At 45.8% G+C, this 12,880-nt stretch carries 10 protein-coding genes; 7 read left to right on the forward strand and 3 right to left on the reverse strand.

Annotated elements, in window-relative coordinates; translation table 11 throughout:
* Positions 1-5: 5 nt before the first annotated feature.
* The 7 genes from rpsD (at position 6) to TPSD3_RS03690 (ending at position 9,958) form a co-directional block, all read left to right on the forward strand.
* Positions 6-626, forward strand: a complete 621-nt coding sequence (gene rpsD / locus TPSD3_RS03660; RefSeq protein WP_086487226.1) for a 30S ribosomal protein S4 — start codon at positions 6-8, stop codon at positions 624-626.
* 27 nt (positions 627-653) lie between these two features.
* Positions 654-1,658 (forward strand): DNA-directed RNA polymerase subunit alpha, encoded by a 1,005-nt coding sequence (locus TPSD3_RS03665; protein WP_086487227.1) that lies wholly within the window; start codon positions 654-656, stop codon positions 1,656-1,658.
* Between the two features lie 33 nt (positions 1,659-1,691).
* A complete protein-coding gene (gene rplQ / locus TPSD3_RS03670; RefSeq protein ID WP_086487228.1) occupies positions 1,692-2,081 on the forward strand; it encodes a 50S ribosomal protein L17 in 390 nt (129 codons plus the stop codon).
* Positions 2,082-2,594: 513 nt separating this feature from the next.
* A complete protein-coding gene (locus tag TPSD3_RS03675; RefSeq protein ID WP_086487229.1) occupies positions 2,595-5,315 on the forward strand; it encodes a hypothetical protein in 2,721 nt (906 codons plus the stop codon).
* A 103-nt stretch (positions 5,316-5,418) separates the two neighbouring features.
* Entirely contained in the window at positions 5,419-7,389 is a 1,971-nt protein-coding gene (locus tag TPSD3_RS03680) for a HEAT repeat domain-containing protein (protein ID WP_086487230.1), read from the forward strand.
* A gap of 50 nt (positions 7,390-7,439) precedes the next feature.
* Positions 7,440-8,573, forward strand: a complete 1,134-nt coding sequence (locus tag TPSD3_RS03685; protein ID WP_086487231.1) for an ABC transporter substrate-binding protein — start codon at positions 7,440-7,442, stop codon at positions 8,571-8,573.
* A 38-nt stretch (positions 8,574-8,611) separates the two neighbouring features.
* Complete coding sequence (locus tag TPSD3_RS03690; protein WP_086487232.1) at positions 8,612-9,958, forward strand: fibronectin type III domain-containing protein; 1,347 nt, start codon at positions 8,612-8,614, stop codon at positions 9,956-9,958.
* A 130-nt stretch (positions 9,959-10,088) separates the two neighbouring features.
* Here TPSD3_RS03690 and TPSD3_RS03695 read toward each other — a convergent pair whose 3' ends face one another.
* From TPSD3_RS03695 to TPSD3_RS03705, 3 genes are read right to left on the reverse strand one after another with little or no spacing between them, the layout of a single operon-like run.
* Positions 10,089-11,924, reverse strand: coding sequence for an Hsp70 family protein (locus TPSD3_RS03695; protein WP_217884359.1), 1,836 nt, complete (start codon positions 11,922-11,924; stop codon positions 10,089-10,091).
* The gene (locus tag TPSD3_RS03700; protein ID WP_086487233.1) at positions 11,921-12,493 is read right to left on the reverse strand and encodes a DUF2760 domain-containing protein; all 573 of its coding nucleotides are present in this window, start codon (positions 12,491-12,493) and stop codon (positions 11,921-11,923) included. The genes TPSD3_RS03695 and TPSD3_RS03700 overlap by 4 nt, the downstream gene beginning before the upstream one ends.
* A 55-nt stretch (positions 12,494-12,548) precedes the next feature.
* The gene (locus TPSD3_RS03705) at positions 12,549-12,854 is read right to left on the reverse strand and encodes a hypothetical protein (RefSeq protein ID WP_086487234.1); all 306 of its coding nucleotides are present in this window, start codon (positions 12,852-12,854) and stop codon (positions 12,549-12,551) included.
* Between the last annotated feature and the right edge of the window lie 26 nt (positions 12,855-12,880).

Below are 12,880 nucleotides of genomic sequence, written 5' to 3' on the forward strand. Positions count from 1 at the left end.
AGGGAATGGCGAGATATTTAGGCCCCAAATGTAAGTTAAGTCGTCGTGAAGGTACAGACCTCTATTTGAAAGGTCGTTCGCGTGCGTTAGACACCAAATGTAAATTAGATAAAACCCCCGGTCAGCATGGGGATAAACGCCAACGTTTGTCCGATTATGCTGCGCAGTTGCGGGAAAAGCAAAAATTACGTCGTATTTATGGCGTGTTAGAGCGTCAGTTCCGTAATTATTACCAAAAAGCCAGTGCGCAAAAAGGCTCTACCGGTGAAAATTTATTGCGTCTATTAGAATGCCGCTTGGACAATGTGGTGTATCGCATGGGTTTTGCGGCCACTCGTGCTGAAGCGCGGCAATTGGTGAGTCACAAAGCGGTTTTGATCAATGGTCAGAGCGTGAACATTCCTTCGTACCAAGTCAAGCCCAGTGATGAAATTCGTATTCGTGAGAAAAGCCAGAAACAATTGCGCATTACCAGTGCATTGGATACGGCTGCACAATATGGCTTTCCTGAATGGGTTGATGTTGATGTTAAGGGCATGAAGGGTATTTTCAAAGCGGCCCCCGAGCGCATGGAACTGCCCAGCGAGATTAATGAACAACTGGTCGTTGAGTTGTACTCGAAGTAATCCTGATCCACTGTACAAGAGGGGATTATGCAATCATCCGGTGTAATGGAATTATTAAAACCCCGTATCGTTGATGTAAAACATGTCAGCGATACCGTCGCCAAAGTCACACTGGAACCTTTGGACCGTGGTTTTGGGCATACTTTAGGCAATGCCCTGCGTCGTGTTTTACTGTCATCTTTGACGGGTGCTGCGGTAGTGGAAGTGGCCATTGATGGCGTACTGCACGAATACACTACAATTGAAGGTGTACAAGAAGATGTCACCGATATTTTGTTAAATCTTAAAGGATTGGCCATTCGGATGCACGGGCGCAATGAGGTTGAGTTGCGATTAAGCAAAGCCGGCCCAGGGCCGGTGCGTGCTTCGGATATTGTCTTAGATCATGATGTAGAAATTCTCAATCCTGAGCATTTAATCGCGCATCTGACCAAATCGGGCGAATTAAACATGACCCTTAAAATCATGTTAGGCCGGGGGTATCAAGCCGTCGGTCAACGCCAGCGAGATGATGATCATGATGGTACGATTGGCACGCTGAAATTGGATGCTTCTTTTAGTCCCGTGTCGCGGGTGACGTATTCAGTTGAGCGGGCGCGGGTAGAACAACGCACTGATTTGGATAAGCTGATCATTGAGTTAGAAACCAATGGTACGGTAGACCCAGAATCAGCGATTCGCCAAGCCGCCACCATTTTGCAAAATCAATTGTCAGTGATCGTTGATTTACAAGGTGATATTACAACCGAAGAGCCAGAACCCGAAATTGATATTGATCCGATTTTGTTGCGTCCGGTTGACGAGTTGGAATTGACAGTGCGTTCAGCCAATTGTCTCAAAGCGGAAAACATACATCATATCGGCGATTTGATTCAGAAAACAGAAAATGAACTGTTAAAAACGCCTAATTTGGGCAAAAAATCGCTGACAGAGATTAAAGATGTACTGGCTTCCAAGGGCTTATCGTTGGGTATGCGTTTAGAAAATTGGCCGCCGCCCAACTTGTATGATGAACAGAAAAGCAGTAGCTGATCAAGTTACTCTATTGATTTAGGATAAGTTATTATGCGTCACCGTAATGTAGGCAGACAGCTCAGTCGTAACAGTTCGCATCGCAAGGCGATGTTAAAGAACATGGCGGCTTCGCTGATGCGTCATGAGTTGATTAGAACGACCTTGCCCAAGGCGAAGGAATTACGGCGAGTGGCCGAGCCATTGATTACTCTGGCGAAAGAGGATTCGGTTGCCCGTCGGCGTTTGGCCTTTGCGCGTTTGCGGGATCGGGATATTGTTACCAAGTTGTTTAATGAGCTTGGCCCGCGTTACAAAGAGCGTCCGGGTGGCTATTTGCGTATTTTAAAATGTGGCAATCGTCCAGGCGACAATGCCCCAATGGCCATTGTAGAATTGGTTGATCGCGCTGAAACCGCAACAGAAGCAGTCGATGCCGATTAATTTTTTTTCTTAGAAACGGATGTTTCTTTAAAACCGTTATTGATTCTGTAAAGATTCGATGACGGTTTTTTCTTTTTTAAAAACAGGGTGTTAAATGTAAAAGTGATTGGGTAGGGGATTATATTGAGAATTGCTCTACTAAAATTTCTTGCTTTTATTTTATGCCTAGAGTAGGCTAATCGGCGACTTAGATGGTTTTTTGCATTACCATCAGTTTACGTTTTTTTATCCCACAGGAGTGTAACTGCTATCTTAGTCCACGGTTAAAAAGTGAGTTTACTCATCTCGCTTAGAACAACCGCCTGCCTTTGTCATTATAAAAAATACGATAATAAACTACGACGTTTGCACACTAATTCTTGATTTTAATTAAAGAAATTTGGCGCATTTTCTAAGGATTTTAAAATTCTAAGAAATAACGCGAAACGCGCTTTTTTGGCCAAAAATTCAGTAAATAAAATCAATAAATTAGCACTAATATTTAAAAAATCTCAATAAGCAATAGGTTTGCTCATGAAACAACACAAATCCCTTTATTCTGCCTTGCTCGGCTTGGCGGGAGTGGTGTCGTGTGCTGTGGCGTATGCTGCGCCGCCGCCCGCCCCTCAACTTCATGCCGAAACACAAGGCTTAGAAGCCACTTTGTCGTGGTCTCCGCTGGCGGAGGCAACAGGCTATCGGCTCTTTTTTGCCAATTATCCCGATGGCGGCGACATCACCAGCGTCGATTTAGGTCTGGCTACGTCGATTTCTAAAACGCTGTGGGATGGCGCGGCGTTTTACGTTGCGGTGTCCGCCTATAATGCCGATGGAAACGGGGCTTATTCTAATGTCGAATGGATTCAAGCCACTGATCTCAGTCAAATTGATCCTGAAAATTTGCCTTTAACGGTCAATGTTGAAGTCGATACGCCCATCGCTTTTTTACCCGAAGCCGAAGCCGAACGCACCGCTCGGCGACGCGCCGCAGAAGACACGGGCGAACTGACCTTGTCTGAGGTGGATTACGAAGAAGGCTTAATTGGTATGACGCTGCACATCGCGCCTACCCTGCTTGAGCGCGAAGATTTACCGCTTAGTTTCTGCTTGGATGTCGGCGTGGCGTGTGAATCGTTGTTGGTGTGGAATTCGGAATTGGGGGATTTTGCAGAAGGGCTGCGGGTCTCCAAAGTCTATACCGATGTCGAAACCAGTTTGTATTTAGAACTGAAATTACCCGACGACTTAATTGAAACATTACGCCCACAATTAACCCAACCGCAATCATTTACCATTCGCACGACTTTATTGAATTCGTCGAATACCGCAAATGTGGGCGTGGCTTTGGCACAAGTGGCTTTAGTGGATTTACCGCCCGCAACGCGCAGCGAACGTCGCACCCCTAGAAATAATATTGGGATGAAATTTGGCCGCGAATATGCTAAAACATTCGGTGGTCGTGTGGCAGGGATTGAGTTTGGCGTAAACGGTCAAGCCTTGATTTATCACTACAAACCAAAAAAAGAAAAGGAATCAGACCCTGAACCAATTCCCCGCACAGGCGCGGCTGTCACCGCAGATGGATCAGTGAAACCGACTATTTTTACCATTGATTTTACCTTATTAAGCAGCGACGCTTATTTTATTATTGAAGATGAACATCCTCTACATTTCCACTTTGATATTAAAGCCATTAACAAAGAAATTGCGCTTTACATTAAAGATTTTGTTTATGATGCCAGCGCGCCTAATAAATTCCGTGAATTAACGGCCGATGAAGCGAAAAAAGCACCGACTCCGCCTTCTGAAAAAGATTTAAAAAGCATGACCATGATTGACGTAGGCAGTCAGTCAAAAGTGAAAGGGAATTTGCTCAGTGCCAAAATTGGCGGTTTAGTGCCGAAGTTGGAACATAAAAAGGGTTACAAGAAAATCTTTTTTGTCGGTTGGGTGCCGTTGACTTTATCACTGGAAGCCGTTGGCAAATTAGAATTAGCAGGCGCGGTCGGAATTAGACTGAATGAAACCAGCCAAGTGGTGTTATTTGCTGCGGGAGTGGGACCTGCGCCTTCTGTGGGCGTGAGTGCCAGTGCAGCGGTTGATTTTGTCATTACTTCGGCGGGCGTTGAGGCTGAATTGACATTGATTAAAAATGTACTCGGTGTAGATGCCGATTTGCCCATTGTGGCAGGATTGGAGAGCGGTAAAAGTCTTCGATTTGCCTTAGTGAATGATTTACAAGGCCCCAGTGGAAAAGTCGAAGCCTTTGTCACTTATCCTATGTTGGTGTGGAAAAGACTGTTTCCTGAATTTGAAACCAGAAAATCATCGACAAATATCGTGAAATGGGAAAGTTTTAGCAAAAAAACAACGCTATACGAACTCAAGTTAGACGGTCAATCCAACAAGAGCGATGTTGATGGCACGGCCAAAAACGAAGAGCCTAAATTGCCTGAATTTAAGTTTACAGACACTCCCCAACAAACGCGGCCTGATAATGAAACACCGTGGGCGTGTTTTTATCAAAATCTTGATTTTCAAGGTAAATCTTTATGTCTCCCTCTTCCTAAAGACATCGGAGATGGCTCTGTCAATTTCCCCTTAGCGGCGGGAGTGAAAGAATTTAACGACCAAATTAGTTCCATAAAATTATGGGGTAGTCCTGATTTTGGTATCGAAGTGCGTACTTTTGAACATGGGGACTATACAGGCGACCAAATGATTTATGTGACGCATGGCGAAGAGCAGCATGCTAATTTCGGTGCCAGTCATCCTCACATGAATTTGAACGACCACATCAGTTCTATTGTTTTACGCAAAGCTCTGCCGAGAATTGAAGGCGCAACAACGCAAAATGTCAATTCACTCGTTCCACCCAACACAGAACCCTGGGGCGCAGGCATTTGTTTGTGGGAACACATCAATTATGAAGGAACTAAAGGCTGTACGCTGAATGGCGTTGAAATGAAAGACGGCGGCCGTCCTGATTTCCAAGTGAAAAGAAATCAAGCCAGTTCTCTGAAAGCGTGGGCGGCTTTGGGTGATTTTGATGTTTACTTGGCGCAATTCTTAACTTCATCTGGCAAAATTGAAAGAGGCAATGTGATTGGTATTCGTATCAACAAGGGAGAACAAGTCGCTTTTCCCACAATGGGATCACCGGGTAACAAGCATTATCTCAATGATGATCTGGTGGCGGTTCTCGTGCGCTTGCGCGAAGGACAACAGTTTGATTGGGTTGTTCCGCGTAATTAAGCGTTAAAGCAGTGAAGATATGGGGAGAGTCGAGAGACTGTCCCCAGATCGTGAGATCGTGATTTTTCTCTGGTTTTTTCGATGTTGACACAATGGGTAGCCCATGAAAAATACTGTAACTTGGATTGTTTTACTGTTGGGATTGGTGATTGGGGGGGTGGGATTAGTGATTTTATGGAAATTGCCGACTCCGTCCGTTGATTCTTCGCTTGAAACACAAGCACCGCTTACGCCTGTTGTAGAAGAAAAAACGCCAGCATTAACCGACAATTCGACGGTTTCACTGCCGCAGTTTCACTGGCCGAGTAGCGAACCGCGCCACACTTACCGCTATCAATTAGACAGTCAAATTCGTTTGAATCCCAGTCTAGGCGCGGGCGATCAGGCGCAATGGCAACTTATCCCATTGATAATGCAGGGAACATTGAATGTGCGACGCTTTAAGTCAAACGCAGATGAACCTGTTTATGTGGGATTTCAATTGTCCGATCTGACAGTACGACATGGTGATCAAGTGGTGCCTGAATTGGCGCAGTTATACGGGCGTTTTTTTGTGGTGGCCTTATCGCCATTGGGGACGTTTTCGGGCTTTCATTTTCCTGCTTACATGAGCGAAAGCGAAGAACAAACGGCATTAACGGAGTCCATTTCCCCATTACAACTGGTGTTGTCAGACGGAATAACGCAGGCTCCAGCAGAATGGGACAGCGTCGAATCTCACGCCTCTGGAAGTTATACGGCACATTATCGCTGGTCAGAACCCAATACCGTACATAAACGCAAAATCGCTTATGAACAACTCAGTGATTCTCTAGGCGAATCGTTGCAAGGGATTGCTTTAAAAGCAGAAGTACTTGAATCAGAAACAAAAATCGAGTTAAGCCCATCAGGATTATCCCGTGTTGCTGCACAAGAACACGTGGTTTTTTCTGCCCAATACGGCACTTTTTCCGAAAGTAAAACCCAATTTACAGTAGAAAAAATCACTGCCATACAAGATGCCCATTTGGATATATGGCAAATGCCAGACGATGCCGTAGACATGCTAAAACGTTTGGCCGCCATGACTGTGCCGAGTGCGGGGCCGGTTTCTGTGTTGGAATCTATGCGTTTGGATCGGTTACGGGAAAAATTCGCGGGCGTATCGGTTAATGCCTTGTTCGACAGCTTAGTGGCTTCGCAAGATGAAGATGCTTGGCTGACTTATGGGGAGCAATTAACGGATTATTTGCGGGCTTATCCTGACTCTGCTTTAGAACTGTCTCGTTTACTGCGGGAGAATGTGTACGATAACGGCATCACCATGACCGTGATCGCGGCCTTAGAACGCGCTGGCCATTTACCTGCACAACGCGCTTTATTGGAACTGATCAATGACTCGCGTCCCGAAGCCCATTTACAAGTGGCACAAGCCACGGTGTCTGCGGGTGGAATTGTCAAACCCGATCCGAGCTTAACCCAAGGCTTGTGGCAACGGGTAGAAAATCGCGCCTCTGAGTATGACACCGCATTATTGGCTTTAGGGCGTTTAAGTGCGACGCTGGATAACGGGGGCGCAAGTGCGGAAGCGTGGCAAATTCGCCAACAATTAGCCCAATTGTTACAGCAATCGCCAGAAGGCAATCCTGAACAATTCTACACGCTGTTGGGTTTAGGCAATGCGGGAGCTGATGAGATGTATCCCATCATTGAACCGTATTTGCAAGCCGAGAGTTCTCGTATTCGCGGCGCAGCGGTGCAAGCCTTGCGGACGTTCAATGATGCGGCCAGTTATCAAGCCTTGTTACAGTCCAGCACGCAAGAAGTGGAAGATCGCGTTCGTCGCCAAGCCTTTGAATCTCTGACGATTCGCACGGAAAAACAAGCTCCTGATACGCAAACCATCAGCACCATCGCCCAACATCTCACAGAAGAATCCAACAGTGATATACGGGCAGACATGATTCAGTTTTTGGGTCAACATCGACATACCCATCCAGAAGCCCTCACTGCGCTACAAACTCAGTTACAACAGGAAACGGATCGGGAAATGTTAAAAACCATTTATCAAGCTTTGTATCAAAACGCAAAATAGATTCATATCCAAATTCCTCTTTATTTTTACTTTTTAATAGGAGAGCGTGAATGCGCACATCCCCTTATGTATTTCGTCAATCGCTAAAATGGCTCACGGGCGGATTACTTTTCATCGCCTGTTTACTGCCTGCGCTGAGTTACGCGGCCAATAAAATTGTTCTCGTATCCAACATGAAAACCCCGTCGCAATTGGCAGCGGCCGAAGGCTTAGTGACGGCCTTATCACAAACCTTTAACCCAGAACAACTGAGTTATCCCTTAGATAACGGACAAACACTTGAGATTGAATTGGACTTAAATCGTATTCCTGAATTAACCCACAATCCTGATGTCTTGACGCTGGTGTGTATTAATTCGGTGGCTTGTCGTTTAGCCGCCGATGACGCGGCCAATAAAGAATTATTGGTGATCAGTTTAACCGCCACTTCTTCTCAATTAACCATTGCAGACAACATGTTACGCATGGCACCGTCCAACATCAGCCAAGCCAATGCGATTTATAAACGCTTGAAAGAAGGCGTTAAAACAGGACGTTTTGCCGTGGTGTATGAACCTGATGCCTATGGCGCGGATTTATACGAAAACTTTATTTTTAACTATCTGAATGAAAAGATTTTAGAACAAGAAACCCCGCATTGGGTGATGGGCATTGCGTTACACGATCACTTATTGCTGGATGCCAGTCAAAAAACCGTGAACGCGGCTAAAGTGTTACAAACTCTTGCCACGCAATCGCTGGATGCGGTGGTGTACATGGGCATGGATGCGGGCTTTTTAGACTTAACTGATGCTGCCCGCGGTGGCAATGCGCAAGTCGCTGCGCGCTGGTATGCGGGAGATGGCGTAGAAGAAATTCCCACTGAAAAAGGCTTTAATGGTTTAGAAATCATTCGCTTAGCTGGTTCAGGCCGCGAAGGGCCAGGGGGCATTCCGCGTTCAGCGTCCTATTTCTATGCGCAGGATGCGGGTTTGTTTATTGCCGAAGTCAAAAAGCAATACATCAGTCAAAACGCCACCACTCGCGCTCAATGGTTAGACATCGCCAAAACAGTGCAAATCTTAGGGCGCACGGGAGACAAAGGATTTAACGTAGCGGATCCGTCTCAGTTTTTTGATGTATTAATTTTCAAAGAAAACGGCCAAACCGACAGCGCAACCATCAGCGGCGCATCCGATTACTAATTACGATTGGCTCACAGCCACTTTTTAGGTACAGAATTATGATTAAATGGTTTTTAAATCGGGGATTTCCCGTATTATTATGTGGGTTAAGCGTGAGTGTTTACGCGCTGCCTCCGACTGCTCCTGCGCTCTTGGTAGAAAGAGAAGGCTTACAAATAAAAATCGCTTGGGACGACTTGCCGACGGCTGAAGGCTATCGTTTGTATTTTGCGCCTTATGGTTCGTTGGCGGAATCGCAGAACATTGATCTGGGTAAACAAAGCGAAGCCAGTGCAGCATTACCGAATGGATCGTCTTATTCTCTGTGGATAACTGCGTACAACGCCAGTGGGGAAAGTCGTTATTCTAATATCGAACATGTGTTAATTGACAATAAAGTCGTGGCGTTTTTACCCGAAAATACCCGTACTGGCACGCAATTACAGGCAGGTTTACAAGAAGCGTTTGCGGATTTTCCCCAGTTGCGTCTGGAGACCGTTTGGGTCGATGTCAACGACAGTAAAAAATTAACTGATCTCTTTTTTGGAACAGAAACGGTGCCGGGTTACGCCGATGATCCCAATGTAGTCGCGGTCGTTACGGCTACCACAGGACAAACGCTCGCTTTAACCAAGTACGAATTAGAAAATCCACCCGTCGTCATTTCCTGTACGGGAACGAGTACGCAATTGGTTAATATCGACAATGTCGTGGTGTTAGCCCCTGACAATTTGCAACAAGGCAAGTTGGTTTTTAACACAGTTAATGCCTATGCAGAAAGCAATCAACAGCAAGTGGGTTATGCGATTTTATTGGATACGCGTACCAGTTCAGCGGCGTATGCGTTTGATGCGTATGATTATGTGTTGTTGCATGACATTGATGACAGTATTCGTTTACAAGAAAACGGCGGTTTAAATGCCGAGAATCAGCCCATTGTTCATGCGCAATTAATGGGAGCTTTTTCTTATGACAGCAGCGTTGCCGACAGCATAGATACCGCGTTAGCGGGACTTGATGCCTTGCAAGCTCCCGTTGTTTTTCATGTTGGTATGGCGGCGAATTTACAAACCGTGATGAATAAACGCCCTAATATGACTTGGGTGGGTGCGGATTCTTTCTATACTCATGAAGATTTTCAAGGTAAAAATGCGGCCGTGATTAGCATGAGTGGCGAATTAAAAGATTACGGTTATGATGCGGGTGGTTTTTTAAAAGAAGTGGTGAACGCATTAAGTGCGGATTTAATTCATCGTCAAGGTATTCTATCAACCATTCGTGATTTATCCGTGATTCATCAAGGACGCACGGGAGCAAAAGGCTATTATGTCGAAGTCCCCGGCAGTTTCGATCTCATGATCCCCACCGCAGACGGCTGGCAAAAACTGCTTAATTCTAAGGATTAAAAGCAGGTTTAAATCGGCTTTAAATTAGGTAAAAACCCTGCTCTGGATTTTTTTCGGAGCGGGGTTTTTTTGGGATCAGCGAGGTGAAAGTAATAAAAAAAGTGGGTATCATAAAACGCAGGAATAAAAATTATTTTTCCCGTTCCCGCACATTCAATTCCACCTGCCAACGCGATTGACCTTGACGGGGAACGGCTTCTAAACGCAGCGTGCCAACTTCGGTCACTGCCGCGTGTAAGCGCACGGGGACAATGTCACCGGGCTGATACTCATCAGCAGGCAACGTGGCTTCAATGGCTTCTAATTCCACCAATTCAGCATCAGCCCACGTTTCCAACAGCGTGCCGACCTGATCCTCCCGCCGCACAGATGAACCGAAAAAACGAAACCGCACCGATTCCCCGACCACTAAACCAAATTCCTGATCAGGCAAACGCGCCTCCGTGCCTTCTTCCATCCCAAAAGGCGCGACACACAAGGCTTCCAAAGGCGGCTCCATGCCCGGTACCGCAGGCATTGCGCCCTCAATCCCGACATAATAAGCACTCGCCAAACCGCCCCGAATGCGCACACCATGCCCTTGTCGCACATAACCGTAATAAGCCGCCCCACGTCCCACTGCCAATTCCAAATCAATTCCCTGCAAAATACGCACAGGCGGCGCATTATCACTGGCTAACCATTGATTAATCACCGTTTCTACCCGCTGTGCCAGTAATTCAGATTGAAATACTCCACCGTTAAACAATACCGCCGTAGGATGTAAAAAACGTGCGCCTTCGGGTAAGTTAAAACCTGATAATTCCGCTGTCGCTTGAATTTGGCGCGTGAGAAAAGCCGCTAAATGACGCGTCACCGCAGGGTCTTGGGCGTAAGGCAAACTAATTTTAGTTAAAGCCGCTCTAGGTCGTTGCTGTGGTTTATCCGTGACTTCAACTTGAGGAAAAAAGCCATTTACCAACACATTAATGACTTCCTCACGGGTTAATTCCGTGCGCAAACTGCCACCAATTAACTTAGAGGTTCGGCTGGGAACAACAATGGGAATGGTGTTTAATTCCGCATCACTTAATAACTGTTCTTTTGCCACGCGACACGCATGAGTTAAGCCTTGAATTTGCCAATTTTCTAATGATTTTCCTTCGGCCGCTAATTTGGCTTTTAACACATAAGCCAATGCCAAATCCATATTGTCACCACCTAATAAAATATGATCGCCCACCGCCACGCGATTTAACACCAAATCGCCGTCTTGTTCCGTCACGGCGATCAGCGACAAATCTGTCGTACCGCCGCCCATATCAACCACTAAAATCACTTCGCCCACGCACACTTGTTTACGCCATTGTCCTTCGCTGGCTTGAATCCAACTGTATAACGCAGCTTGGGGTTCTTCCAACAAAATCGCTTGAGACAAGCCCGCGTCTTTGGCTGCGACGACGGTTAAATCACGCGCAGCAGGATCGAAAGAAGCGGGAATAGTAATAATAACTTCTTGTTTTTCAATGGGATTGTCGGGGTTTTTATGATTCCATGCCTCGCGCAAATACGATAAATAAGCCGTTGTAGCTTCCAAAGGCGACACGGGCGACACTTCGCTAGGCGCGTCCAACGGCAAAAACGCCTGACGACAATCGACTCCACTGTGACACAACCAACTTTTCGCACTAGAAACCAAACGGATCGGCGTTTGAATTCCACGACTGCGGGCAAATTCTCCCGTTACGCGTTGATTTTTCTCATTCCACGGTAGCGTTAAATCATTTGCGGCAAATTCGCTGTCATGAGGCAAATACAAAAACGATCCCAATACCGTCACATCATCCAGCGTGCCGGGCGCGGTCAACTGGGAAATAGGAAAGACTTTTTGTAAAACTTTTTCCCGTTCAGACTGGGTTAAATCCACATAAGAAAGTACACAATGTGTCGTACCTAAATCAATACCGATACTGTAACGCGCACTCACAATTCCACCTCCGCAGGCGCAATGACACGACAATCGTGATCCGCTACCAATTTAGGTAAACGCACCTCCGCCGCATACCAACCACAATGAATAAGCGTCCCTGTAAACGGTGCTTGTCCCAATAATTTGCCCGTTAAACGTAATTTACTGGCATCGAAACCTTCAGGAACAGTAATTCGTGACATTTCATTTTCGCTGCGCACAGGCTGTAAAGACAAATGTTGTTGTATAACTTTTCGACTGCCTTCATGCACCACTCGCGCCGCGGCACCAATGTCCGCATCAGAAAAGGCTTGTATATCTTCATGAATAAAATCAAGAAAACGCGCTTCTTGCTGCAACAAAGCCAGCAGTTGCAACGCCGAACGTGGATCAGTTTCTTCAATGGGGGCAATGGTTGCTTTTTCTTCTGAATATTCCACTTGAGATTCGGGAGCAGATTCAATCTCAGATAAAGACTTTTTCTCTGGGGATAATTGCGAGTAAATTTGTGTGGCTAATTCACGGTTAAATAAAATTGAAAAAGCCAAACGCAATCGTTCTAAAAAAGAAAGGGCGGTTTGTGTCATAACAGGCTCTCTTTATAGGGATAAATAACCGCTTTTAATGACGGGAAAATAAACATTATTCGTGTAAATAACCTAAACGAAAACGCTCTCTGGCTTGACGGCGGCTTAATTCGCTGTTAATTAAACATTGCAATTGATGCAATTGTTCATCGGATAACTCAGCCGCTTGAGATTCTGACAATTCAAACAAAGGTTTTAACGTGTGGGCAGTTTGATCCAATTGTGCCAACGCCGCCGAGTGTTGTGCCAAAACTCGATTTAATTCAGCTAATTGTCTTTCTACTTCAACAAACTTACGTTCATGCTGTACGGCGCGGGTCATCAGCAATTTAACGCGCTGCTCAATAAGATCATTAGACATTTAGGATGCTCCTTAAAATAGCTCAC

Origin of the sequence: Thioflexithrix psekupsensis (genome assembly GCF_002149925.1) — a bacterium.
In the GTDB taxonomy this organism is placed as follows: domain Bacteria; phylum Pseudomonadota; class Gammaproteobacteria; order Beggiatoales; family Beggiatoaceae; genus Thioflexithrix; species Thioflexithrix psekupsensis.